The following is a 23,466-nucleotide window of genomic DNA, read 5'->3' on the forward strand; positions in this document are numbered from 1 at the left end:
ATTTGGACAGCCATCTTCTTGATCCCAGCGAGACGCTTGAAGAACAGCATGCACGGCTTCTGACCATCACCGACGCGCTGATGCGCCGGGTGGAGCAGGACATGGACGGCGCGGGCGAGGCGTATGCCCAGTTCGAACGCGCCGTGATCCTGGAAGACGAGGTGAAGCAGCGCACCGCGGAACTGGAGCACGCGCTGACGCTGCTCAACCGTTCCAACGCGCAACTGGCCGAAGCGAGCCGCGCCGCCGATGCCGCGCGGAGCGACCTTGCCAACGCGATCGAGGCCGTCCGCGAGGGTTTCGCGCTGTTCGATGCCGACGATGTCATGGTGATGTGCAACAGCCGCTTCTGCCTGCAGCTGCGCGACGTGCAGCCCAGCATGAAGCCGGGTCTGCATTTCCGCGACTACGTGCTGATGGTCAGCCGGTCGCGGTTTCTCGCCCTGCCTGCGGGGCTGACGCCCGAGGAATGGGCGGCGCGGCGGTTGCAGCGCCATGCCGATCACCATGTCATGTTCAACGTCGAGTTGAAGGACGACCATTGGCTTCAGGTCAGCGAACATCGCACGCTCAAGGGCGGGACCGTGATGCTGCATACCGACATCACCGACGTGATCCGCATCGGCCGCGAGGAACGCGACAAGCTGCTGGACGAACAGGCGCGGATGATTCGCGCGACGCTGGAACATCTCAACCAGGGGGTGGCGATCTTCGACCGCGGTGCGCGGCTGGTGGGCTGGAACCGGCGTTTCGCCACGCTTCTGGCGTTGCCGCGGTCGCGGCTGCACATGGGTGTGCGGTTCGACCCGATCAGCCAGGATCTGCGCGAACGTTTCGCCGTGTCCGACGATGCCCTCCTGCGGCGGCTCGAGGACTGGCGCGGCGACGTGGTGCAGCGGACGCCCATGTCCTTCGAACTGCTGGGGCCGAACCGTCTGACCCTTGCGACCTTTGCCAGCCAGATGCCCGATGGCGGCTTCGTGATCTCGGTGACGGATGTGACCGCCGAACGCGAAGCCACGCGGGCGCTGTCCATGGCCAACGAAACGCTGGAGGCGCGGGTCACGGAGCGCACGCTCGAACTGGAAGACGCGCTCGACGCGGCGGAACGTGCCAACGCGTCCAAGTCGCGCTTCTTGGCCGCGGCCAGCCATGACCTGCTGCAACCCCTGTCTGCGGCGAAGCTCTACCTGGCCTCGGCCGCGGATGGCGGAGACGACCCGCTTCTGGTCAAGGCGGGCCGCGCGCTGGAAAGCGTGGAACTGATCATCGAGGCGTTGCTGGATATCTCCAAGCTCGACAGCGGCTCGGCGCAGTTCGATATCCGCACCGTCGCACTGACGGAGGTGCTGGAGCCCCTGCGCGACGAATTCGCGCCCGTGGCCGCGGCCAAGAATCTCAGCCTGCGGGTGGTGCCGAGCCGGCTTTCCGTGCGTTCGGATCCGTCCTATCTGCGCCGCATCCTGCAGAACCTTATGGGCAACGCGCTGCGGTATACCCGCTCGGGCAAGGTTCTGGTCGGCGTGCGCCGCATGAAGGACGCGGTGAGGCTGGAGGTATGGGATACCGGCTGCGGCATTGCCGAGGAGGATCACGAAACGATCTTCCAGGAATTCCAGCGGCTGGATGCGTCGGCCAGCGCGTCCGAGGGTTTGGGCCTTGGACTGGCCATCGTGGAACGGGCGTGCGCGCGGCTGGGGCATCCGCTGGGCCTTTGGAGCGTGCCGGGCAAGGGCAGCGGGTTCTTCGTCAACCTCCCGCTGGCCCATGGCGCGGGTGGGGCCGGGACCGTGCGGGCGCCGCAGGTATCCACGTCATGGCGGCTCAAGAACCGCGGCATGATCGTCCTGCTGGTCGAAGACGATGCAGACCTGCGCCGGGCGATGACCGTGCTGCTGGGCAAGTGGGATGTCAGTGTTCTCGATGCTGACGGGGCTGCGGCCGCGCTGGCGCTGCTGGACGAGATCGAGATCACGCCGGACGCCGTGCTGATCGACTACCAGCTCGATGGCGGGGCCGACGGGGTGACGCTGGCGCAGCGACTCTTCGACCGGTATGGGCGTATCCCGGTCTGCATCCTGTCCGCGAACCGTTCCGCCGAACTGCGCATCCGCTGTGCCGAGACGGGACTGCCGATGATTTCCAAGCCCATCGATGCAGCCAAGCTGGAGCAGTTCCTGCTGCGCGCCCTCGACGACGTGCCCGACCCGTTGGCGGCCGCCCGGGTCTGACCCGGACTGCGACGAAGGTCGGTGACGGGCGGCCCGATCCCGCCGTTCAGGGAACGCCGCTGCAAGACATCCATCAAAAATCACGTGGATTCATCTGGTTGAACCTGTCTTCTGCGCTGCAGAACCCGCAACGATGGTCGAATGGTGCGCCCGCTGTCGTGGCGGTATCCCCGAAGGTGACATCATGCCCGAGGAGGAGCCCCCGATGCCGACCCCGATCGCGTTTTCGACCCCGACCTTCCTGTCCGTCCTGGCACTTGCGGGGGTCTGTGCCGCCGCGGCGCTGGCCCATGGCGACGTGGCGCCGCAGCCCGTGGACACGGCCGGCCTGCCCGAACTGGGCGGCGACTGGCTGTCCGAGAACCCCTACCGCGCCGAGACCGCCGGTGCGGATGTCTGGCGCCGGGCGATCACGGTGGGCGCGTCGGGCTACACCCAGAACTGCGCGCGCTGCCACGGGCTGGAGGGGATCTCGGGCGGGCTCGCGCCGGACCTGCGCTTCCTCGAGGCGTCGGGATACGACGACGAATGGTACGTGGAACGCTTCCGCTACGGCTACACGCAGGGCGGCACGACCAAGATGCCGGCCTTCGAGGAGGTGATGAACCAGGAAGCCGCATGGGCGATCCGCACCTATATCGAGACGCGGCCCGACGACGTGGCGGTGGAGGCGGTGTCGGACGAACTGAAGGCGATGCGCGACGCGCTGCTGGACGGGGCGGGCACGGACGAGGCGGCGATGGCGGCGCGGCTGCACGACATCGCGGGGCAGATCGAGACGCTGTCGGGTGCGCCGGTGGCCGACAGCATCGCCCTGCGCGCGGCGCTGGTGCTGGAGGCGGACCCCACCGCCCACAAGGACGCCGCAGAGATCCTCACCGTCGGCCTCTCGGCCGCGCAGTGAGGCGGGGGCCGTGCGGGCATGAACGGCCCGCCACTGCCGGCCGGCAGGGGCGCGGTGAGGTGGGGCAGTGTCCGGCGGTCGGCCCAACGGCACGTCCGTCGGCGCATGGAAGATGGTGTGATCCGGTTGCCGGTCGTTCGGACAGGGTGCGGCGCGATCAGCCCGGCGCGGCGTCCAGCGACAGTGTCCGGCCGAGCGCGATGAGCCGTGCAAGGGTCGCCGCCCGCGTGGGCGCCTCTTCGTGTCCCGGACGTTCCAGGTATGCGCAGGTGATCGCCGCGACCGCCTCCCCCGACGGGCCAAGGACCGGCACGCTGAGATCGGTGATCCCCACGACCTGCCGTGACGGCTCCGCCCGGTATCCTGCCGCACGGATCGCGGCCAGATCGGACGCACGTTGCGCCAGCCGCTCCGCGGCGTCGTGCAGTCCCCAGTGGCCCATCGTCGCGCCGATCCGGTCAGGCCGCTGGAAGGCGAGCAGCGTGATCCCCGAACCCGTATGGAACAGGTCCATCGACGCGCCGACCCGTGCACGGAATTCCCAGTGGGAGGCCGGGCTGGCCTGTGCCACGACAATCCCGGCGCCGTGCTCGGGCATCACGAGATGGCAGGACTGGTTCATCTCGCGGGCGAACCTGTCCATCTCGGGCTGGGCCTGGGCCGTCAGCCTGCGGACCGGCGGGTGGCCGGTCGCCAGCAGGAACAGTTTCATCGACAACGCGTAGCGGTCGCCGCCCGCCAGTCGCGTGACGTAGCCGCGGGCGACGAGCCGTTCGAGCATGCGGTAGATCTGTGACGCGCCCAGCCCAAGTTCGCGCATGAGTTCCGTCCGCGTCAGCCCGTCAGCCTGCCCGGCCAGGACTTCCAGGATGTCGAGTCCCCGGTCCAGCGCGGGCGCGCGGTATTTCGGGTCAGAAGGCTCGGTGTCGCGCCGTTCAAGCATCTGCATGGGTCCTTTCCCAACCCCGGCCTCGTAGGTCGTTCGCCATCGGCACGCAAGATTCTGCTTGCGCCATGGATTTATATATGGACTGATAATTCAAATATGAAGCACGTAGGATCGGGGAGGGATCATGCGGCTGACTGGCAAGAGGCTGCTCGTGACGGCGGCCGGGCAGGGGATGGGGCGCGCTGCCGTCATCGCCTGCGCATCCGAAGGGGCGCAGGTCTTGGCGACCGACCGTGATCCCGGTTTGCTCGACGGGTTGGCGGAGCACGGGATCGAGACTGCGCAACTGGATGTGACCGACCCCGACGGAATTCGCGACATCGCAAGCAGGGTCGGCGCGCTTGACGGCTTGTTCAACTGCGCGGGCATCGTGCATCACGGCACAATCCTCGATCTGTCGGATGCGGACTGGGCGCACAGCGTCGACACCAACATCACGTCGATGGTGCGCCTGTCGCGCGCGTGCCTGCCGGGGCTTCTGGCGCGTGCCGCCGACACCGGAACCGCGAGCATCGTGAACATGGCGTCCATGGCATCCTCCATCAAGGGATTCCCGAACCGCGCCGCCTATGGTGCCACCAAGGCGGCGGTGATCGGCCTGACCAAGGCCATCGCCGCCGATTTCGTGACGACAGGCCTGCGTTGCAACGCTGTCTGCCCGGGCACGGTCGATACGCCTTCGCTGCGGGGGCGGATCGCGGCGGCGCCGGATCCGGTAAAGGCCGAAAAGGATTTCATCGCGCGGCAGCCCATGGGGCGCCTTGCGACGGTGGACGACGTGATCCCGCTGATCGTCTATCTCTTGTCGGATGAAAGCCGTTTCGTGACGGGCCAGGCCATGCTGGCGGATGGTGGCGTGACGATCTGACCGGGGGAGGAGGCGTGCGCCATGACGATCGTCGATGCCCATTGCCATTTCTGGCGGCTGGACCGCGGCGACTATGGCTGGCTGGCGGGCGCGGACCCTGCGCTTGACCCCATACGGCGGGATGTGTTGCCCAAGGACTATCCGGGGGATGCGCGGCTGATCGTTGTGCAGGCAGCGCCATCGGTGGCGGAGACGGAATTTCTGCTGGATCTTGCCCGGCAGGACTCGCGGATCTGCGGGGTGGTCGGCTGGGTGGACCTCGCAGCCGATGATGCCCGCGCCATGCTGAACCAGCTTGCACGGGACCCGGTGTTCCGGGGCGTGCGCCCCATGCTTCAGGACATCGCCGCGACCGACTGGCTGCTGGACGCCGCGCGGCCCGAGGCATTGCGGGCGCTTGCCGATGCGGGTCTGTGTTTCGATGCGCTGGTGACTGAACGGCATCTGCCGATGCTGCGGGAGGTCGCGGCGCGGCATCCCGACCTGCCGCTGGTCATCGACCATGCCGCCAAGCCGCAACCCGGCGCGCGCGACGACTGGGCCACGGGAATGCAGGCGCTGGCCCGCCTGCCGCATGTGCAGTGCAAGCTGTCGGGTCTTCTGACCGAGTTTGCGCCCGCCGCACGCGCCGACCCGCTGCCCGCCCTGCGCGACATCGTTGCGCCGCTGATCGACTGGTTCGGCCCCGAGCGGCTGATCTGGGGCAGCGACTGGCCGGTGCTGACACTCGCCGCGACGTGGGAGAGATGGCGCGACCTGACCGATGCGCTGCTGGCGGATCTCGGCCTTTCGGACCACGCCGCGATCATGGGCGGCAATGCCGCGCGGTTCTATGGGTTGGCGCCATGACCGCGGTCGTGCGCATGGAACGGATCGACAAGCGCTTTCCCGGCGTTCACGCGCTGCGGGCCGTCGATTTCGACCTGCGCGCGGGAGAGGTGCATGCCCTGATGGGCGAGAATGGGGCGGGCAAGTCGACCCTGATGAAATGCCTGTCCGGCATCTACCAGCCGGATGACGGCCGCATCCTCGTCGATGGTGCGCCGGTCCGGCTGCCGACACCGAAGGCGGCGCAGGACGTGGGCATCGGCATCATCCACCAGGAACTGGAACTGATGCGCGACCTGACCGTGGCGCAGAACATCTGGATCGGGCGCGAGCCGCGGCGGTCCTTCGGGCGGATCGATGAGGCCGCGCTGGAGGCCGCTGCCGCCGACATATTCCGTGGCATGCGCGTGGGCATCGATGTGCGCCAGCCCGTGGGGGCGCTGACCGTCGCGCGCCAGCAGATGGTCGAGATCGCGAAGGCGCTGTCCTTCCGGTCGCGCATCCTGATCATGGACGAACCTACCGCGGCACTGAACGACGCGGAAATCGCAGAACTGTTCACGATCATCCGCGGGCTGAAGGCCGAAGGGGTCGGCATCGTCTACATCAGTCACAAGATGGACGAGATCCGCCGGATCTCGGACCGGGTGACCGTGATGCGCGACGGTGCCCATGTCGCCACGGTCGCAGCCGCCGACACGCCGATCGCGCAGATCATCGCGATGATGGTCGGGCGCGAGATCGCGGACCAGACCGTCACGATCCCCGACCTGTCGCGGGCCGACACCGCGCTGGAGGTTCGGCACCTGTCCCGCGGGCGGGATCTGCACGATGTCAGCTTCGCCGTGAAGAAGGGCGAGATCCTCGGCTTTGCCGGGCTGATGGGGGCGGGGCGCACGGAACTGGCGCGCGCGATATTCGGTGCGGAGCCGCCCGACACGGGCGAGATCATCGTTCACGACCGCCACAGGACCATCCGCAGCCCCGCCGACGCGGTACGCGCAGGCATCGGCTACCTGTCCGAGGATCGCAAGCATTTCGGGCTCGCGCTCGGGCTCGACGTGCGGGCCAATATCGCGCTGGCCAGCATGGCGCGCTTTTCCGACCGGCTCGGCCGGATCGACGAGACCCGCGTGGCCGCCGTCGCGCGCGACCATATCGACACTCTGCGCATCCGCACGCCCCATGACCGGCAGGAGCTCCGCCTTCTGTCCGGCGGCAACCAGCAGAAGGTCGTCATCGCCAAATGGCTGCTGCGCGATTGCGACATCCTGATCTTCGACGAGCCGACCCGCGGCATCGACGTCGGTGCCAAGGCGGAGATCTACCGGTTGCTCAATGATCTCGCCGCGGCCGGAAAGGCGGTCATCGTGATCTCCAGCGAACTGCCCGAGGTGCTGCGCCTGTCCCACCGCATCGCCGTGATGTGCGAGGGGCGGCTGACCGGCATCCTGCCCGGCGGTGCCGCACAGGAAGAGATCATGGCGCTGGCGACGCAACGCGAAGGAGTGATCGCGCAATGACCGATGCAGACACGACGACGCCACCGCGCGCCCGCCCGCCCCGGGCCGCGCCGCAGAAGCTTCTGGCCTTTGCCGGTTTGATCCTGCTGGTGCTGGGGTTCTCGCTGGCCAGTCCGAATTTCTTCCAGGTGTCCAACATCATGGCGGTGCTTCAGGCGACCTCCGTCAACGGGGTGCTGGCCATCGGCGTGACGCTCATCATCATCACCGGCGGGATCGACCTGTCCATCGGCACGCTGATGACCTTCTGTGCCGTCATGACCGGGGTGGTGCTGACATGGCTGGGCGCGCCGCTTCTGCTGGGGGTGCTGACGGCGGTGGCCACCGGGGCGCTTGCGGGGCTGGTGTCGGGCACGCTGGTCGCCAAGATGAAGATACCGCCCTTCATCGCCACGCTCGGCATGATGCTGATCCTCAAGGGGCTGTCGCTGATCGTGACCGGAACGCGGCCGATTTATTTCAACGACACGCCCGGCTTCGACCTGATTTCCCGCGGGTCGCTGGTGGGGGCGGTGTTCCCGGCCTTCCCCGTGCCCAACGGCGTGCTTATCCTGTTCGGGGTCGCCGCCGTGACCGCCTGGATACTAAGCCGCACGGTGCTGGGCCGCTACACCTTCGCCATCGGCTCGAACGAGGAAGCGGTGCGCCTGTCCGGGGTGAACACCGATGCGTGGAAGATGGCGATCTATGCCACGGCGGGCGGGATCGTCGGGATCGGCGGGTTGCTGATCGCCAGCCGCCTGAACTCCGCGCAGCCCGCGCTCGGGCTTGGCTATGAGCTGGAGGCCATCGCCGCGGTCGTCATCGGCGGCACCAGCCTGGCGGGCGGGCGCGGTACGATCCTTGGCACGCTGATCGGGGCGCTGATCATGGCCGTGCTGACCAACGGCCTGCGCGTGATGTCGGTCGCGCCAGAATGGCAGACCGTCGTGACCGGGGCGATCATCATCGCCGCCGTCTACGCGGACCAGTTGCGGCGGCGTGCCGTCGGCTGACCGTGACCAAAGCAAGACGTGAACCAAGGGAGGAAACCAGATGTTCACCAGAAGAACCGTCATCACCGCCGCCATGGCCCTGTCGCTGTCCGGCGCAGCACCAGGCGCCTTCGCCCAGGAGGAGATCTTCATCCCGATCATCTCCAAGGGGTTCCAGCACCAGTTCTGGCAAGCCGTGAACACCGGCGCGCAACAGGCCGCCGAGGACCTGGGCGTGCGCGTCACCTTCGAGGGGCCGGACAACGAATCCCAGGTAGACCGGCAGATCGACATGCTGTCGGCGGCACTGGCCAACAAGCCAGCGGCGATCGGCTTTGCCGCGCTCGACAGCCAGGCCGCGATCCCGGTGCTGCGCCAGGCGTCCGAGGCGGGCATCCCCGTGGTCGCGTTCGATTCCGGCGTGGACAGCGACATCCCCGTCACGACCGCTGCGACGGACAACGTGGCCGCGGCGGCGATGGCCGCCGACAAGATGGCCGAGATGATCGGCGGATCGGGCAAGGTCGCGGTCGTCGCCCATGACCAGACCTCGCGCACCGGTATCGACCGGCGCGACGGGTTCGTGAACCGCATCGAGGCGGAGCATCCGGACGTCGAAATCGTGGCCATCGAATACGGCGGCGGCGATCACCTCGAATCCACCGAGATCACCCGCGCCCTGCTGGCCGCCCATCCCGACCTGTCGGGCATCTTCGGCACCAACGAAGGCTCCGCCATCGGGGTCGTCAACGGCGTCCGCGAAGCCGGGGTCGAAGGCTTGACCATCGTCGGCTACGACAGCGGGCAGGCGCAGATCGACGCGATCCGCGACGGTCTGATGGCCGGGGCGATCACCCAGAACCCGGTGGGGATGGGCTATGAAACGGTGCGCGCGGCGGTCGCGGCCGCGCGGGGCGAAGAGGTGCCCGCCGCCATCGATACCGGCTTCTTCTGGTACGACGCCACGAATATCGACGACCCGCAGATCGCCGCGGTTCTTTACAACTGACCGGCGCATGATCGGCCGGGGGCCTCGTGCGGTCCCCGGTCCCCTGACCAGCACGCAAGAGGCCCCGATGAAACTGCTACGCCACGGCCCGAAGGGGCAGGAAAAGCCCGGCATCCTGGACGATGCCGGCGCGATCCGCGACCTGTCGGACCATATCGACGATATCGCGGGCGCGACGCTCGGGCATGACGGGCTGGCGCGGCTGGCGGCCATCGATCCGCTGTCGCTTCCCCTAGTGCCGGGCACGGCACGCATCGGCGCCTGCGTCGGGCATGTGGGCAAGTTCATCTGCATCGGGCTGAACTATGCCGACCACGCCGCCGAAACCGGCGCCGCCATCCCCGACGAACCGATCGTCTTCGCCAAATGGACCTCGGCCATCTGCGGGCCGAACGACGATATCGAGATCCCGCGCGGCTCCGCCAAAACCGACTGGGAGGTCGAACTGGGCGTCGTCATCGGCGAGGGCGGGCGATACATCGACGAATCCCGCGCGCTGGATCACATCGCGGGCTACTGCGTCATCAACGACGTGTCGGAACGCGAATGGCAGCTCGAACGCGGCGGGACCTGGGACAAGGGCAAGGGCTGCGATACCTTCGGGCCGATCGGCCCATGGCTGGTCACGCCCGACGAATTGCCCGATACCGCCGACCTGCGGATGTGGCTGGAGGTGGACGGCCACCGGTACCAGGACGGATCGACGGCGACGATGATCTTCTCCGTGCCGGTGATCGTCAGCTACCTGTCTCGCTTCCTGTCGCTTCAGCCCGGCGACGTGATCTCGACCGGCACCCCGCCGGGCGTGGGTCTGGGTCAGAAGCCGCCGATCTACCTGAGGGGCGGCGAAACGATGCGGCTGGGCATCGACGGGCTTGGCGAGCAGGTCCAGAAGGTGGTGCGCGCATGACGGTCGCCTGCAGGATCACCGGGCTGCGCACCGCTGACGTGCGCTTTCCGACCTCCGACGCACTGGACGGGTCGGACGCGATGAACCCCGACCCGGATTATTCCGCGGCCTATGTCGTGCTGGAAACCGATGGCCCGCTTGAGGGGCACGGGCTGACCTTCACCATCGGGCGCGGCAACGAGGTCTGCGTGGCGGCGATCGAGGCGCTGCGACCGCTTGTCGTGGGATTGGAATTGTCTTGGATCGCCGAAGACATGGGCCGCTTCTGGCGCCATGTCACCGGCGACAGCCAGTTGCGCTGGATCGGCCCGGACAAGGGGGCGATGCACCTGGCCACCGGCGCGGTGGTGAATGCCGCGTGGGACCTGTGGGCGAAGGCCGCGGGCAAGCCGGTATGGCAGCTTGTGGCCGACATGAGCCCGGCGGAGTTTGTCCGCTGCATCGATTTTCGCTACCTGACGGACTGCATCACGCCCGACTGGGCGCTGGAGTTCCTGACCGCGCAGGAAGCGGGCAAGCAGGCGCGCACTGCCACGCTCATGGCAGAGGGCTATCCGTGTTACACCACGTCTGCCGGCTGGCTCGGGTATGACGACGACAAGCTGCGGCGGCTCTGCCGCGAGGCCGTCGATGCGGGGTTCCGGCACATCAAGATGAAGGTCGGGCGAGACCTTGCCGACGACATCCGCCGCCTGACCATCGCGCGCGACACGGTCGGCCCGGACGTACGCCTTATGATCGATGCCAATCAGGTCTGGGAGGTGGACGCCGCCATCGACTGGGTGCGGCGGCTCGCCTTCGTCGATCCGTGGTTCATCGAGGAACCCACCAGCCCAGACGACGTGGCAGGCCACCGGCGCATCCGCGCGGCCGTGGCCCCGGTGCAGGTGGCGACCGGCGAGATGTGCCAGAACCGCATCATGTTCAAGCAGTTCATCATGGAAGGCGCGATCGATATCGTGCAGGTCGATGCCTGCCGCCTTGGCGGGTTGAACGAGGTTCTGGCGGTGATGCTGATGGCCGCAAAGCACGGGCTCAAGGTCTGCCCCCATGCCGGGGGGGTCGGCCTGTGCGAATACGTGCAGCACATGTCGATGATCGACTACCTGTGCATTGCGGGCACCCGCGAGGGGCGCGTGATCGAGTATGTGGACCACCTTCACGAGCATTTCGTCGATCCTTGCGTGATCCGGAACGCCGCTTACATGCCGCCCGCGCGACCCGGATTCTCGATCGAGATGAAACCCGAAAGCCTGCGGCGCTACCGCTTCGGGGCGGTCTGATGGATCTGCACCTGGCGGAGAAGGTCGTGATCGTGACCGGCGGCGCATCGGGGATCGGCGCGGGCATCACCGAATGCCTGGCGGCCGAAGGCGCCCGCCCCGTCGTTCTGGCTCGCAGCGACCCCGATCCCGATTGGCTGCAGGCGCAGCGCGCGGATTTCGTCCGGGTCGAGTTGTCGGATGACGCGGCCTGCCGCGTCGCGGTGCAGACGGTGCGCGACCGGCATGGCCGGATCGACGGGCTGGTGAACAACGCGGGCGCGAATGACGGCGTGGGGCTCGATGCCGGGCCTGATGCGTTCCGGGCAAGTCTCGAACAGAACCTCGTGCATTACTACTCGATGGTCCATTTGCTGCACGACGATCTGCGCGCGGCGCGGGGCGCCATCGTCAACATCAGTTCCAAGACGGCGCTGACGGGGCAGGGGGGCACCTCGGCCTATGTCGCGGCCAAGGCGGCACAGCTGGGGCTGACGCGTGAATGGGCCGTCGCCTTCCTGCCGGACGGAGTCCGCGTGAATGCCATCGTGGTGGCCGAGGTTATGACGCCGCTCTACCGCCGCTGGCTGGACGGAATGGACGATGGCGACGCGGCATTGGCGGAGATCACGGCGCGCATCCCCTTGGGGCAGCGGATGACCACGGCGCGCGAGATCGCGGATTGCTGTGCCTTTCTTCTGTCGGACCGGGCAAGCCATATGACGGGACAGTGGCTGTTCCCGGATGGCGGCTATGTCCATCTGGACCGCTCCATCGGTGCCACGGGGACGTCCGATCAGGGACGATGATCAGATCGGACAGCGCGTGTCCGGCTCTGGTTGTTGTTACCCGACCTGGCGTCACGCCGATGCTAGCGCCAGTCGCTTTCCGTCAGGCCAAGCGCCTTGATCCGCGAATAGAGCGTCGTGGATTTCATCCCCAATCGTGCTGCTGCACCGTCCGGACCGGCCACCCGGCCCCCGCATTCGCGCAGGCCCGCGATCAGGTTGCGGCGGCGCAAGGCCTCGATCTCGGCTTCCGTCATGACGCCGCTCGACGTGTTGCGGCGCTCGGTGCCCGGGCGCGAATGCAGTTCCACGATCAGCTTGCCGCCGCTCGACAGGATCGCGCCCCGTTCGATCACGTTGGCCAGTTCGCGCACGTTCCCCGGCCACGGATAGGCCCGCAGCATCCGCATCGTGCCTTCGGTGATGACGGGTGGCCGGCGGTTCAGCCGCTTGCAGGCCAGCTTCAGCAGGTGCCCCGCCAGCGGCGGGATGTCGTCTGTCCGGTCGCGCAGCGGCACGCAATGGATCGGGAACACGTTGAGATGGAAGAACAGGTCCTCGCGGAACCGCCCCGCTGCGGCCTCGCGCGCGAGATCGCGGCTGGTGGAGGCGATGACCCGGATGTCGATGGCCCGCGCGCGCGTGTCGCCAAGTCGCCGCACCTCGCCGGCCTGCAAGGTCGCCAGCAACTGGCCCTGCAATTCCAGCGGCAGCTCGGCCACGTCATCCAGATGCAGCGTGCCGCCATGGGCAAGTTCCAGCTTGCCCGGCATGTCCCGCAGCGCCCCGGGGAACGCCCCGCGCATGTAGCCGAACAATTCGCTTTCCAGCGTGTCGGGCGCGGCCGGCCCGCATTTGAAGTGGATCAAGGGGCGCCGCCGCCGGTCGCTGTCCTTGTGGATGGCCGCGGCAACCAGCGCCTTGCCGGTGCCGGGCTCGCCGGTGACCAGAACGTTCGCGGTCGTGCGCGACACCATTTCGATCCGGGCCAGAACCTGCCGGATCGCGGGGGAGGTGCCGATGATGTCGTGATGGGCCCGTTCGCTGGTGATCGCCTCCTGCAGATAGGCGTTTTCCTGTTCCAGCCGGTCGCGCAGCGCCGCGACCTCGTCCAGCGCTTCACGCAGGCGGCGTTCGTTTTCCTTGCGCTCCGTGATGTCGCGGAAGATCACCACGGCCCCCGCCAGCACCTGCGAATCGTAGATCGGTGTCGAGACGTATTCGACCCGGATCGGGCGGCCATCCTTGCGCCAGAACACCTCGTCCTCGATCCGGTGCACCTGTTCGTGGCGGAAACTGCGATAGATCGGGCAGTCGTGATGGGGATATACCTCGCCCGACAGATGGTGGTGGTGGATCATCGAATGGATGTCGCGGCCCAGAAGGTCCGCGGCGGTCCAGCCAAGCATTTCCTGTGCAGCACGGTTCACGAACGTCGTCTTGCCATCGGCATTGACCCCGTAGATGCCTTCGCCCGCCGCGTTCAGGATCAGCTGGTTCTGCCGCTCCAGCTCGGCGAAGAATGTCTGCGCGCGGTGCCATTCGAAAAGACCTGCGCGCTGTATCTCGGCGGCCTCCGCGATTTCCGAGCGCAGTTCGATCTCGTGCAGATCGACGATGGTCAGCCAGATCAGTGGCCCGTCCGGTCCGTCGGCAATCCGGCCGCGCAATTCGGTGTCGAGCGCGGTGCCATCGCGTGCGGCCAGCCGCACCCGCCGTGTCCAAGCCGTACCGCGATGGGCGACCTCGTCGCAGAACACGATCATCTGCGCGGGGCCGTCCGGCAGGTGCCGCGAGAACTGTGATCCTGCGGGTTCGGTCAGGTCGAGCAGGCGCGCCGCATCGTCATTCGCGTCGAGGATCAGGTCCCGCCGCGGGTCGAGCAGCAGCACCGGCGCGAGCGTGGCGCGCGCACGGGAATCATCGGGGTGCGACATATCTTCCATGAGGGCGAGCAAAGCGCGGCAACGCGATCTGCGCAACACGAAATTTCGTAAAACACGGAAAATCGTAACGCATGCCTGCCCGGATGGTGTGGTCAGAGTATTGTAAATAATATAAAAAATGTAATTTTTGGGTGCTGTGAATTTGGGCTTCAGCTTCGCAGGGGCGCCGCCGAAGCTGTTGGAAACAAGCACAACAGGGAAGCGCCATGACCATCAAGAGCCTTGGAGACCCGTACTCCGCGAAGACAGATCTGCGGCACGGTGCAGATTGCGGCTGTTCCGCCTGCGGCGGTGCCGGCCACGCCCACGATGCGCCCATGGACCGCGAGGCGATGCTGGACCGCGCCGTCGAAAGCGCCATCGTGCGCTCCGTCTTCGGGCAGAGCGATATCGGGCGGCGGTCCTTCATGGGGATGCTGGGGGGCAGCACCGTAGCCGCAGCACTCGCCTCGGTCTTCCCGCTGGACAAGGCGAAGGCCGCGATCCTCGACGAACTCGGCCCGCCGGAAAAGACCGACCTGAACATCGGTTTCGTGCCGATCACCTGCGCCACGCCGATCATCATGGCGCAGCCCATGGGGTTCTACGAACGCTACGGTCTGAACGCGCAGGTCATCAAGACCGCCGGCTGGGCCGTGGCGCGGGACAAGTCGCTCAATGGCGAATACGACGCGAGCCACATGCTGACACCCATGCCGCTGGCGATGACGCTCGGGGCAGGGTCGAGCGCCGTGCCCTACATCATGCCCGCCGTCGAGAACATCAACGGGCAGGCCATCGTGCTGTCGAACGAGCATCTCGACAAGCGCGATCCAGCCCAGTGGAAGGGCTTCACCTTCGGCGTGCCTTTCGAATACTCGATGCACAACTTCCTGTTGCGGTACTACGTGGCCGAGTTCGGGCTGGACCCGGACGTGGATATTCAGATCCGCGTGGTTCCGCCGCCCGAGATGGTGGCCAACCTGCGCGCCGGGAACCTTGACGGGTATCTGTCGCCCGATCCGTTCAACCAACGCGCGGTGTGGGAGGGGATCGGTTTCATCCACATCCTGACGAAGGAGATCTGGGAGGGGCACCCCTGCTGCGCCTTCGCGGCACCCTTGTCCTTCGCCACCGAACTGCCCAACACCTACGGCGCGCTTCTGAAGGCGATCATCGATGCCACCCAATACGCGTCGAACCCCGAGAACCGCAAGGAGATCTCGGAGGCCATCGCGCCGACCAACTACCTCAACCAGCCGGTGCCGGTGATCGAACAGGTGCTGACCGGCACCTTCGCGGACGGTCTGGGCAACGTCCAGCAAGTGCCCGACCGGATCGATTTCGACCCGTTCCCGTGGCATTCGATGGGCGTGTGGATCCTCACCCAGATGAAACGCTGGGGCTATATCGAGGAAGACATCGATTACCGCGCCGTGGCCGAGCAGGTCTACCTTGCCGCCGACGCGCGCAAGGTGATGAACGATCTCGGCTACGAGGCACCGGACGTCACCTACAAGTCCCACACGATCATGGGCAAGACCTTCGATCCGGCCGACCCCGAAGGCTATGTCGCCAGCTTTGCCATCGGGCGGGGGTGATCCATGGTCCTGTCGCTGAACCAGCGCGCCGCGATCCTGTCGCTTGCGCTGCTCGTCGTGGGGCTTCTGGTGTGGGAATTCTCCATTCCCGCCCAGAAGGCCGCGACGGAATTGACCGAGTACGAAAGGCTGATGGGGCTGGGGCAGGAGCGCGCAGGCGTTCCGCCCCCAAGCCAGGTTTTCGAAAAGGCGTGGGAACAACTTTCCAAGCCGTTCTACGACGCGGGCCCGAACGACAAGGGGATCGGCATCCAGATCGGGTACTCGATCTACCGCGTGCTGACGGGTTACGCGCTGGCGGCGGCCATCGCCATCCCGCTGGGGTTCCTGATTGGCATGTCACCGGTGGCCTACAAGGCCTTGAACCCGTTCATACAGGTGCTGCGCCCGATTTCGCCCCTGGCGTGGATGCCGCTGGCGCTGTTCGTCATCCAGGACAGCGAGGCGTCGGCGATCTTCGTCATATTCATATGCTCGATATGGCCCATGCTGCTGAACACGGCCTTCGGCGTGGCGGGGGTTCGGGCCGACTGGGTAAATGTCGCGCGCACCCATGAGCTTGGATCGCTCAGGACGGCGTTCACCGTGATCCTGCCCGCGGCCGCGCCCACCATCGTGACCGGCATGCGGATCTCCATCGGCATCGCATGGTTGGTGATCGTGGCCGCCGAAATGCTCGTGGGGGGGACCGGCATCGGGTATTACGTCTGGAACGAGTGGAACAATCTCGATCTCACTTCGGTGATTTTCTCCATCCTGATGATCGGCGTGGTGGGCATGATCCTCGACGCGGCCTTCGGTGTGCTCCAGCGCGCCGTGGCATATGTGGAATAGGAGCAGACCATGAAGCCATTTCTCAGCATCGAAAACCTGACCCAGCGTTTCCCGGACGGGCAGGGCGGCACGATGACCGTCTTCGAGAATGCCAACTTCAGGGTGGAGAAGGGCGAATTCGTCTGCATCCTCGGCCATTCGGGCTGCGGCAAGTCCACGATCATGAACATCCTCGCCGGGCTGGCCGAGCCGACATCGGGCGTCGTCAAGATGGATGGGTTCGAGGTGTCCGGGCCAAGCCTCGACCGGGGCGTTGTTTTCCAGAACTACTCGCTCCTGCCGTGGCTGAGCACGCTCAAGAACGTGACGTTCGCGGTCAAGGCACGCTTCCCGGACTGGAGCCGCGAGAAGGTCCACGACCACGCGGTGAAGTATCTCGACATGGTGGGCCTGTCCGGCGACGTGATCCACCGCAAGCCGAGCCAGTTGTCGGGGGGGATGCGGCAGCGCGTATCCATCGCGCGGGCTTTCGCGAACCACCCCAAGTTGCTGCTGCTGGACGAACCCTTCGGCGCGCTGGACGCGCTCACCCGCGGCACGATCCAGGACGAGTTGCTGAAGATCTGGAGCGGCACGGAACAGACGGTGTTCATGATCACCCATGACATCGACGAGGCGATCCTGCTGGCCGACCGCATCCTGCTGATGACCAACGGCCCCTTCGCCCGTGTCGCGGAATCGGTGGAAATCACGATTCCCCGCCCGCGCGTGCGCACCGAGATCATCGAGCATCCGAACTTCTACGCGATCCGCAACCATCTCGTGCATTTCCTCGGCACACGCTCGCGCGAACTTGCGGGGCAGCAGGGCGGCGAGCGGCCGAACCGGCCCGAAACCGTGCGCATCGACAAGACGGACCCCGCCGACGACCCCGCCGAAGGGGCGCCGGTCCTGCGCGCCGTGAATCACTGAACGATCAAAAGGAGGCCACCATGAAAGACACTGCGACCATGCCCGACATGCTCACCAAGGAAGATGTCACCGCCCATATCATCGCCGCGAAGAAATCCGCTGGCATGACTTGGGAAGGGATCGCCGAAGCCATCGGCATGTCCCCCGTCTGGACCCATTCGGCGGCGATGGGCATGAACGCCATGCCCAAGCACAAGGCCGAGGCGCTGTCGAACCTTCTCAACCTGCCCGCGGGGGCCGCGGACGTGCTGGCGGAATATCCCACGAAGGTATGGGAACAGGCGGTGCCCACCGACCCCTGCATCTATCGCCTGTATGAAATTGTCGGCGTGTATGGCCCGACCATCAAGGCGCTTATCCAGGAGGAATTCGGCGACGGCATCATGTCGGCCATCGATTTCGACATGCAGATCACCCGCGTGGAAAACCCCAAGGGCGACCGCGTGAAGATCGAGATGTCGGGCAAATTCCTTGGCTACAACAGCTGGTAAGCCCGCCCGCGCGGCGCTGTATCACGGGGATCTACGACCATAGGCGACTGGTCTTGTCGCGGCTCCGTCGCATATCAATAGGAAAATGGCCTCGAACGGGGCCATTTTCATGTAAGGGAGGACCGACATGACCGATGCGCCCGACACAGTGAAAGCCCCCGCTCGCGTGATTGCCACGCCCGAAGCCAGTGCATTGATCGCCGAGATCAAGGCCGATCATGGCGAGATTCTGTTTCACCAGTCCGGGGGCTGCTGCGATGGGTCGTCGCCCATGTGCTATCCCTCGGAGGACTTCAAGATTGGACAGAACGACGTATGCCTTGGCGAGGTCGATGGCGTGAAGGTCTGGATCGGGGGGTCGCAATACGAAGTGTGGAAACACACGCAATTGATCCTCGACGTGGTGCCGGGGCGGGGGGGCATGTTCTCGCTCGACAACGGGCGGGAAAAGCGGTTCCTGTCGCGGTCGCGCGTGTTTACCGAGGCCGAGATGGGCGCGCTCGGGATCGATCCGCCGAAGGGGCCGGTGGCGAGCTGCGCGATCTGACAGCCCGGCGGTCTAGCCCGCGCCGGGACGCAATTCTATCACGTCATCGCCTGCGGCATCGGCATCGTCGCGGTCATGGGTGACCATCAGCACGGGCAGGCCCCGCGCCCGTGCCCGGTCGAAGACAAGCTTGCGCATCCGCGCGCGCCGGTCCGCGTCAAGGCCCGAGAACGCTTCGTCCAGCAGCAGCGCCGCCGGGTCCGACAGCAGCATCCGCATCAAGGCCACGCGCGCCTTCTGCCCGCCCGACAGCGTGGCCGGGTCGCGGTCGGCGAAACCGGCCAGCCCGACCTCCGCAAGCGCCGCATCGATGCGGCTCCGCCGCGCGGTCCGGTCTCCGCCGCCACGCAAACCGAAGGCGAGATTTTCGCCCACACTCAGATGAGGGAACAGCAGGTCGTCCTGGAACAGGATGCCGACCCGGCGTGAATGTGGCGGCGCGGCTGTGATGTCGCGTCCGTTCAGGATGATCCGCCCGGTGCAGGCGAAGCCCGGCGCCAGGGTCCCGGTGATTGCCGCCAGCAGCGTGGACTTGCCGACGCCCGACGGCCCCATCACCGTCAGAACCCTGCCCGGCGGGATCACGCGGTCGATCGCCACCAGCGGCGCGCCGTCCCGCGTGATCTTCAGCTGGTCCATCTTCAGCCCCTCAGCCATGCAGCCCCCGACGGTTGCGCCAGAGGATCGCAGGCACCGCCAGTGCCACGGCGAAGGGCAGCAGCGCCGCGGCAGTCTGGGCGATGGCATGCACGCCGATGGCCCGCCGGTCCCCGCCCGCGGCCAACGCAACGGCTTCAGTCGTGAGCGTCGCCACGCGTCCGCCGCCGATCAGCAGCGTCGGCAGGTACTGCCCGACGGAGACCGCGAACCCGACCGCCGCCGCCGTCAGCACCGGGCGCAGCAGCATGGGAAGCCGCACCCGCCAGAACACCGCCCCCGGTCCGGCCCCCAGCGCCACCGCGACCCCCGCGTGCCGCGCATCCCAGGCCCGCCACGGATCGCCCAGCGACAGGAAGACATAAGGCAACACGAATACCAGATGCGCTGCGATCACCGGCACGACCCCGGTATCCGCGCCGATCTGCAACAACAGCGTCTGCAAGCCCGGCAGGAACGCGGTCTGCGGTACCAGCAATGGCAGGTAGACCAGCCACATCCCCCGCGCATGCAGGCGGCGGCCCGTGCGGTGTTCCGCCTCCAGACACCCAAGAACAAGGATCACGGCCAGCGCGACCGCGATCCCCGCCACGAGCGTCGTATCGGCGGCCGCGTCCCGAAGCCCCGGCCCATGGCGCATCCAGTTCTTGGACCCTGCAAAGGCGGGCAGAGGATCGGGAAACCCCCAATAGCCCGCGAATGACCAGAGCGCGAGGGTGGCCAGCCCGCCCAGCACGGCCAGTGCCGAACCGGCGCCCAGTAACAGCCCTGCAACCCGTGCCACCCCGTCGCCGCGCCCGCGCCACCCTGACGCGATCCATGCCCGGCCTGCGCGCGCCACCAGACGTTCAAGTGCGATCCAGACCGCCAGCGCCCCAAGCACCAGCGCGAGCTGCATCAGCGCCCCCGCCGCGGCGGTCATGCGTTGTGACAGGTCGGGATCGCCCATCCAGCGCAGGATCTGCACAGACAGGGGCGGCGGGGTGGAAGGCCCCAGGATCAGCGCCACGTCCACCACCGTCATTCCGAACACCAGCACGACGAATACGGCCAGCCGGATCTGGGCATAAACGCGCGGAAACACGCAGAAAAGCCACGCGGCGATGCGCCCATGACCCAATGCCTGTGCCACGCGCAAGCTGCGCGCCACATCCGCCTGCGCCAGCGCCGCGAGTGTCATCAGGAGCAGGAAGGGCACCTCCTTCGCCGCTAGCCCGGCCACCAGTGACAGGCCCCATGGATCGTTCACGATCAGCCAGTCCGGCGGGCGTTCCCACCCTGTCAGTCCCGGTGACGCAAGCCGCGCCAGCCAGCCCGACGGCGCGATCAGGAAGGCAAGCCCGAAGGCGGCGGCGGCATGGGGCACCGCCAGCAGCGGCGAGAGCGCCCGTTCGAGCCAGCGGAACGGACGTGTGCCCCACCAGCCCGCGGTGATCAGCACGACGGCGCCCAGTGACACCGCGGTGGCCAGCAGGCCGGTGAAGACCGAGGTCCAGACCGCGGCCCCCAGACCCGGCCATGCAAGGACGGCGGCGAAGGGCGCGAGGCTCGGACCGTGGGCGCCGATGGCCGGCATATGGCCGAAGGCCGGCAGCAATGTACCCGCCAGCCCAGCCGCCACCGGTCCCAGCATGGCCACGAGCGTCAGCGCAGGCAGCGCCCGGAGCAACCCCGCCTGCGCCATGCCGCGGGTTTACTGGCCGGTGCCGTAGCGACGCTGCCAGTCCGCTGCGATGCGGGTCATCCAGCTTGGATGCGGTTCGGGCAGGACCTGCCCCAGCTCTGCCGGGCTTAGGGTCGCAACACCGAGATCGAGCGCGGCGAAGGCTTCGCGGTCGGCCGCGGGCAACGCGTCCATGTCGAGAACGGTGCCATAGCCAAGGATCGCGGGGTCCTGCGCGCGCAACTGTGCCTCGGGCGACAGCAGGAAATCGGCCAGCACCATCGCGCCCGCTTTGGCCCCGGAATTATAAGGGATCGCCACGAAAGACGCATTGCCGAGCGTGCCACGATCCAGCACGAAGGTTCGGACGGTTGGCGGCAGTTGCCCGGTTTCGATGGCGGTCGACGCCTCGCCGGGGCTGAAGGAAATCGCGAGATCGATCTCGTCATCCGTGATCAGTTGCAATTGCGCGGGGCCGTTCGCCGGGTATGCCCGCCCGTCGCGCCACAGCGCAGGTGTCAGGCTGTCGAGATAGGCCCAGAGCGGATCGACCGCCCGGTCATAGTTCGCGTCGTCCACGGGTTGCGCCAGCACCGCCGCATCCGCGGTGATGTCCAGAAGCACCTGTTTGAGGAACGTCACGCCCAGGAAATCGGGCGGCTGCGGATAGGTGAAGCGACCGGGGTTCGCCGCGGCCCAGTCGCGGATGGCAGCCATGCTGCCCAGCCGGTCTGGCAGGTCGGCGGTATCGTGCATGAACACGACCTGCGCCATGGCCCAGGGGGATTCATACCCTGCGGTCGGGACGGTGAAATCGGTGCGCACCGTCTTTCCGTCCACATCGACGTACCGCCAGTTCGGCAACTGTTCCGCGAAAGGCCCGAACAGCAGCCCGGCGTCCTTCATCGCCGCGAAGTTCGGCCCGTTGATCCAGATCAGGTCCACCGCACCGCCGGTGTCGCGCCCGGCCTGCTTCTCGCTCAACACGCGGGTGACAGCGTCGGCGGTGTCGGTCAGTTTCACGTGTTCGACGGTGACGCCATGGTCCTCTGCCACGCGTCTTCCCGCCCAAGCGATGAAGTCGTTGGTCGGCGTGGATCCGCCCCAAGCATGCCAGAACACGGTCTGTCCCTGCGCCTCTTCCAGCACGGCGTCCCAGTCGGCGGGATCGGGATCGGCCAGGGCCGGCAGAGCGGCAAGCGCCAGCCCTGCGGTCAGCAGCATGGATCGGATCATCGGGTCGGGTCCTTTCGGTCGGTGAAGATGCGCCGCGCGGCATGGATGCGCAGCGTGGCGGTGACGAAACACAGCGCGCCGAACACGAAGGCCAGTGGCGTGAACAGCCCCGGCAGCAGGCAGAGCGCCACGAAGAAAAGGATCGTTTCGGTCCCTTCAAGGAGCCCGTTGGAGAAATAGAGCGATTTGGCCCCCTGCGCCGATGTTTCCATCCCGCGTTTTTCGGCGAGAATCGCGAAACCGAGGAAGCTGGTGCCGTTGAAATAGAAGGACGCCAGAAGGAACGCGCCCGCTACGCCGTTGGCCGCCGGATCGTGCAGCACGAAGGCCAGCGGCACCGCCCCGTAGAACAGGAAATCCGCAGCGATATCAAGGTATCCGCCGAAATCCGTCGGGGCAGAGGCCCGTGCGACAGCGCCATCCAGCCCATCGGCCAGACGCGATGCCAGCAGCGCAAGAAGGGCGATCCAGAACGCGCCCGCCCAGACAAGCGCCGCCGCGGTCAGGCCGAGCATCAGACCGGCCACCGTGACATGGTCGGCGGCGACGCCACGCGCGGCCAGCACCCGGCCAAGCCGGTTCAGCGGCGGATCGATCAGTTTGCGGGCTGCGGCATCGAGCATAGGCGGTCCTTTCGCCTGCCGTTATGCCGCGCTGTCCCGCATGCGTCCATCGCCCAAACGGGAACGTGACGGGTCGTGCAGGCACGCGAACGCCCGCGGCGCGGGGCCGCGGGTGCAAGGCGCGTCCCCGGTCGCGTCAGCGGCGGCGGCGCAGCAGCACCAGCCCCCCAAGCGCGGCGGCCATAAGCGGCAGGGCCGCGGGCACCGGAATGGGCGTCGCCGCATAGATGGTTCCCGCGACATCATAGGCTTCGCCATCGATCAGCGTCGTCAGCGGGTCGGTTCCGGCGGACGGGAAGATGAATACAAGCTCCAACAGTGCGAAACGGCCGAAATCTCCGGCGGCCTTTCCGGTCAGGTTGCCGAACACGACCTGCAGCACGTCGCCATCGAAACCTGTCCGAAGCACATCACCATCAAGGAACGCACCGTCATCATCCACCGAGAACAGGCTGCCGAAGGCGGTGCCTGCAGGATCGAGCGGATCGAAGCCCAGGACCAGGTCCACGAACAGGTCACCCGACTGCGGCGTTCCCGTCGCCAGTCCTTCGGCGAAGAACATGGTCAGGTCGCCCGTACCGCTGAATTCGGCATAGTCGGCGGTGGCGAAGGGCAGGTCGATTACCGGCGCATCAATGGCGTAGTTGAGTTGAGTGGCCTCGACCCGGTCGGCCGCGGTGAAGGCGGCCAGACCGATGGCAACTGCGGAAAGAAGTGTTTTCATGGTTCTT

Annotated in this window: 22 protein-coding genes; 15 read left to right on the top strand and 7 right to left on the bottom strand. The window is 66.9% G+C overall.

Translation table 11 applies throughout. From position 1 onward, the window contains the following. The first annotated feature begins 2 nt into the window (after nt 1-2). Both DDE13_RS01590 and pedF read left to right on the top strand, forming a co-directional pair. Entirely contained in the window at nt 3-2,231 is a 2,229-nt protein-coding gene (locus tag DDE13_RS01590) for a hybrid sensor histidine kinase/response regulator (RefSeq protein WP_111400999.1), read from the top strand. Between the two features lie 205 nt (nt 2,232-2,436). Beyond that, nucleotides 2,437-3,135 (top strand): cytochrome c-550 PedF, encoded by a 699-nt coding sequence (gene pedF, locus DDE13_RS01595; RefSeq protein ID WP_111401000.1) that lies wholly within the window; start codon nt 2,437-2,439, stop codon nt 3,133-3,135. Nucleotides 3,136-3,292: 157 nt separating this feature from the next. Here pedF and DDE13_RS01600 read toward each other — a convergent pair whose 3' ends face one another. Further along, nucleotides 3,293-4,084 (bottom strand): IclR family transcriptional regulator, encoded by a 792-nt coding sequence (locus DDE13_RS01600; RefSeq protein WP_111401001.1) that lies wholly within the window; start codon nt 4,082-4,084, stop codon nt 3,293-3,295. A gap of 124 nt (nt 4,085-4,208) precedes the next feature. Here DDE13_RS01600 and DDE13_RS01605 point away from each other — a divergent pair, with 124 nt between their 5' ends. The 8 genes from DDE13_RS01605 (at nt 4,209) to DDE13_RS01640 (ending at nt 12,267) form a co-directional block, all read left to right on the top strand. Further along, on the top strand, nt 4,209-4,952 hold the full coding sequence (locus DDE13_RS01605) for an SDR family oxidoreductase (protein WP_111401002.1): 744 nt from the start codon (nt 4,209-4,211) through the stop codon (nt 4,950-4,952). Nucleotides 4,953-4,973: 21 nt separating this feature from the next. Further along, nucleotides 4,974-5,801 (top strand): amidohydrolase family protein, encoded by an 828-nt coding sequence (locus DDE13_RS01610; protein WP_111401003.1) that lies wholly within the window; start codon nt 4,974-4,976, stop codon nt 5,799-5,801. Beyond that, nucleotides 5,798-7,303, top strand: a complete 1,506-nt coding sequence (locus tag DDE13_RS01615; RefSeq protein WP_111401004.1) for a sugar ABC transporter ATP-binding protein — start codon at nt 5,798-5,800, stop codon at nt 7,301-7,303. The genes DDE13_RS01610 and DDE13_RS01615 overlap by 4 nt, the downstream gene beginning before the upstream one ends. Beyond that, a complete protein-coding gene (locus DDE13_RS01620) occupies nt 7,300-8,298 on the top strand; it encodes an ABC transporter permease (RefSeq protein ID WP_111401005.1) in 999 nt (332 codons plus the stop codon). The genes DDE13_RS01615 and DDE13_RS01620 overlap by 4 nt, the downstream gene beginning before the upstream one ends. A 40-nt stretch (nt 8,299-8,338) precedes the next feature. Then, nucleotides 8,339-9,286: an ABC transporter substrate-binding protein gene (locus DDE13_RS01625; protein ID WP_111401006.1), complete on the top strand. Its 948-nt coding sequence runs from the start codon at nt 8,339-8,341 to the stop codon at nt 9,284-9,286. A 67-nt stretch (nt 9,287-9,353) separates the two neighbouring features. Then, nucleotides 9,354-10,196 (top strand): fumarylacetoacetate hydrolase family protein, encoded by an 843-nt coding sequence (locus DDE13_RS01630; RefSeq protein ID WP_111401007.1) that lies wholly within the window; start codon nt 9,354-9,356, stop codon nt 10,194-10,196. Continuing rightward, nucleotides 10,193-11,479, top strand: a complete 1,287-nt coding sequence (locus DDE13_RS01635; RefSeq protein WP_111401008.1) for an L-fuconate dehydratase — start codon at nt 10,193-10,195, stop codon at nt 11,477-11,479. The genes DDE13_RS01630 and DDE13_RS01635 overlap by 4 nt, the downstream gene beginning before the upstream one ends. Next, a complete protein-coding gene (locus tag DDE13_RS01640) occupies nt 11,479-12,267 on the top strand; it encodes an SDR family oxidoreductase (protein ID WP_111401009.1) in 789 nt (262 codons plus the stop codon). Before DDE13_RS01635 ends, DDE13_RS01640 begins: the two co-directional genes overlap by 1 nt. Before the next feature lie 62 nt (nt 12,268-12,329). On the opposite strand, the gene DDE13_RS01645 is transcribed toward DDE13_RS01640, so the two are convergent. Then, on the bottom strand, nt 12,330-14,183 hold the full coding sequence (locus DDE13_RS01645) for a sigma-54 interaction domain-containing protein (RefSeq protein WP_235868541.1): 1,854 nt from the start codon (nt 14,181-14,183) through the stop codon (nt 12,330-12,332). A gap of 215 nt (nt 14,184-14,398) precedes the next feature. On the opposite strand from DDE13_RS01645, the gene DDE13_RS01650 reads away from it, so the two are divergent. The 5 genes from DDE13_RS01650 (at nt 14,399) to DDE13_RS01670 (ending at nt 18,556) form a co-directional block, all read left to right on the top strand. Further along, nucleotides 14,399-15,772, top strand: a complete 1,374-nt coding sequence (locus tag DDE13_RS01650) for a CmpA/NrtA family ABC transporter substrate-binding protein (RefSeq protein ID WP_111401010.1) — start codon at nt 14,399-14,401, stop codon at nt 15,770-15,772. Between the two features lie 3 nt (nt 15,773-15,775). Continuing rightward, nucleotides 15,776-16,606, top strand: coding sequence for a nitrate ABC transporter permease (gene ntrB / locus DDE13_RS01655; protein ID WP_111401011.1), 831 nt, complete (start codon nt 15,776-15,778; stop codon nt 16,604-16,606). A gap of 9 nt (nt 16,607-16,615) precedes the next feature. Next, nucleotides 16,616-17,518 (top strand): ABC transporter ATP-binding protein, encoded by a 903-nt coding sequence (locus tag DDE13_RS01660; RefSeq protein WP_111401012.1) that lies wholly within the window; start codon nt 16,616-16,618, stop codon nt 17,516-17,518. 20 nt (nt 17,519-17,538) lie between these two features. Then, nucleotides 17,539-18,009, top strand: a complete 471-nt coding sequence (gene cynS / locus DDE13_RS01665; RefSeq protein WP_235868542.1) for a cyanase — start codon at nt 17,539-17,541, stop codon at nt 18,007-18,009. Between the two features lie 127 nt (nt 18,010-18,136). Continuing rightward, nucleotides 18,137-18,556, top strand: coding sequence for a DUF779 domain-containing protein (locus tag DDE13_RS01670; protein ID WP_111401014.1), 420 nt, complete (start codon nt 18,137-18,139; stop codon nt 18,554-18,556). 12 nt (nt 18,557-18,568) lie between these two features. Here DDE13_RS01670 and DDE13_RS01675 read toward each other — a convergent pair whose 3' ends face one another. From DDE13_RS01675 to DDE13_RS01695, 5 genes are all read right to left on the bottom strand, one after another. Beyond that, nucleotides 18,569-19,213, bottom strand: a complete 645-nt coding sequence (locus DDE13_RS01675) for an ATP-binding cassette domain-containing protein (RefSeq protein WP_111401015.1) — start codon at nt 19,211-19,213, stop codon at nt 18,569-18,571. Then, nucleotides 19,206-20,897, bottom strand: a complete 1,692-nt coding sequence (locus DDE13_RS01680) for an ABC transporter permease (RefSeq protein ID WP_111401016.1) — start codon at nt 20,895-20,897, stop codon at nt 19,206-19,208. Before DDE13_RS01680 ends, DDE13_RS01675 begins: the two co-directional genes overlap by 8 nt. A gap of 9 nt (nt 20,898-20,906) precedes the next feature. Further along, nucleotides 20,907-22,112 carry an ABC transporter substrate-binding protein gene (locus DDE13_RS01685; protein WP_222626005.1) on the bottom strand — a complete coding sequence of 402 codons (1,206 nt, stop codon included), beginning with the start codon at nt 22,110-22,112 and terminating at the stop codon, nt 20,907-20,909. Then, entirely contained in the window at nt 22,109-22,735 is a 627-nt protein-coding gene (locus DDE13_RS01690; protein WP_111401017.1) for a CDP-alcohol phosphatidyltransferase family protein, read from the bottom strand. The genes DDE13_RS01685 and DDE13_RS01690 overlap by 4 nt, the downstream gene beginning before the upstream one ends. 136 nt (nt 22,736-22,871) lie before the next feature. Then, nucleotides 22,872-23,459: a PEP-CTERM sorting domain-containing protein gene (locus tag DDE13_RS01695; protein ID WP_111401018.1), complete on the bottom strand. Its 588-nt coding sequence runs from the start codon at nt 23,457-23,459 to the stop codon at nt 22,872-22,874. Between the last annotated feature and the right edge of the window lie 7 nt (nt 23,460-23,466).

It is taken from the genome of Meridianimarinicoccus zhengii, from assembly GCF_003254465.1.
Classification (GTDB): Bacteria; Pseudomonadota; Alphaproteobacteria; order Rhodobacterales; family Rhodobacteraceae; genus Meridianimarinicoccus; species Meridianimarinicoccus zhengii.

What these genes read in the sequence shown, in the direction of transcription:
- DDE13_RS01635 (WP_111401008.1), top strand. Translation starts at nt 10,193, where the DNA reads ATGACGGTCGCCTGCAGGATCACCGGGCTGCGCACCGCTGACGTGCGC.
- ntrB (WP_111401011.1), top strand. Translation starts at nt 15,776, where the DNA reads ATGGTCCTGTCGCTGAACCAGCGCGCCGCGATCCTGTCGCTTGCGCTG.
- DDE13_RS01625 (WP_111401006.1), top strand. Translation starts at nt 8,339, where the DNA reads ATGTTCACCAGAAGAACCGTCATCACCGCCGCCATGGCCCTGTCGCTG.
- DDE13_RS01640 (WP_111401009.1), top strand. Translation starts at nt 11,479, where the DNA reads ATGGATCTGCACCTGGCGGAGAAGGTCGTGATCGTGACCGGCGGCGCA.
- cynS (WP_235868542.1), top strand. Translation starts at nt 17,539, where the DNA reads ATGAAAGACACTGCGACCATGCCCGACATGCTCACCAAGGAAGATGTC.
- DDE13_RS01600 (WP_111401001.1), bottom strand. Translation starts at nt 4,084, where the DNA reads ATGCAGATGCTTGAACGGCGCGACACCGAGCCTTCTGACCCGAAATAC.
- DDE13_RS01615 (WP_111401004.1), top strand. Translation starts at nt 5,798, where the DNA reads ATGACCGCGGTCGTGCGCATGGAACGGATCGACAAGCGCTTTCCCGGC.
- DDE13_RS01670 (WP_111401014.1), top strand. Translation starts at nt 18,137, where the DNA reads ATGACCGATGCGCCCGACACAGTGAAAGCCCCCGCTCGCGTGATTGCC.
- DDE13_RS01650 (WP_111401010.1), top strand. Translation starts at nt 14,399, where the DNA reads ATGACCATCAAGAGCCTTGGAGACCCGTACTCCGCGAAGACAGATCTG.
- DDE13_RS01675 (WP_111401015.1), bottom strand. Translation starts at nt 19,213, where the DNA reads ATGGCTGAGGGGCTGAAGATGGACCAGCTGAAGATCACGCGGGACGGC.
- DDE13_RS01610 (WP_111401003.1), top strand. Translation starts at nt 4,974, where the DNA reads ATGACGATCGTCGATGCCCATTGCCATTTCTGGCGGCTGGACCGCGGC.
- DDE13_RS01630 (WP_111401007.1), top strand. Translation starts at nt 9,354, where the DNA reads ATGAAACTGCTACGCCACGGCCCGAAGGGGCAGGAAAAGCCCGGCATC.
- DDE13_RS01645 (WP_235868541.1), bottom strand. Translation starts at nt 14,183, where the DNA reads ATGTCGCACCCCGATGATTCCCGTGCGCGCGCCACGCTCGCGCCGGTG.
- pedF (WP_111401000.1), top strand. Translation starts at nt 2,437, where the DNA reads ATGCCGACCCCGATCGCGTTTTCGACCCCGACCTTCCTGTCCGTCCTG.
- DDE13_RS01660 (WP_111401012.1), top strand. Translation starts at nt 16,616, where the DNA reads ATGAAGCCATTTCTCAGCATCGAAAACCTGACCCAGCGTTTCCCGGAC.
- DDE13_RS01605 (WP_111401002.1), top strand. Translation starts at nt 4,209, where the DNA reads ATGCGGCTGACTGGCAAGAGGCTGCTCGTGACGGCGGCCGGGCAGGGG.
- DDE13_RS01620 (WP_111401005.1), top strand. Translation starts at nt 7,300, where the DNA reads ATGACCGATGCAGACACGACGACGCCACCGCGCGCCCGCCCGCCCCGG.
- DDE13_RS01695 (WP_111401018.1), bottom strand. Translation starts at nt 23,459, where the DNA reads ATGAAAACACTTCTTTCCGCAGTTGCCATCGGTCTGGCCGCCTTCACC.
- DDE13_RS01680 (WP_111401016.1), bottom strand. Translation starts at nt 20,897, where the DNA reads ATGGCGCAGGCGGGGTTGCTCCGGGCGCTGCCTGCGCTGACGCTCGTG.
- DDE13_RS01690 (WP_111401017.1), bottom strand. Translation starts at nt 22,735, where the DNA reads ATGCTCGATGCCGCAGCCCGCAAACTGATCGATCCGCCGCTGAACCGG.
- DDE13_RS01685 (WP_222626005.1), bottom strand. Translation starts at nt 22,112, where the DNA reads ATGATCCGATCCATGCTGCTGACCGCAGGGCTGGCGCTTGCCGCTCTG.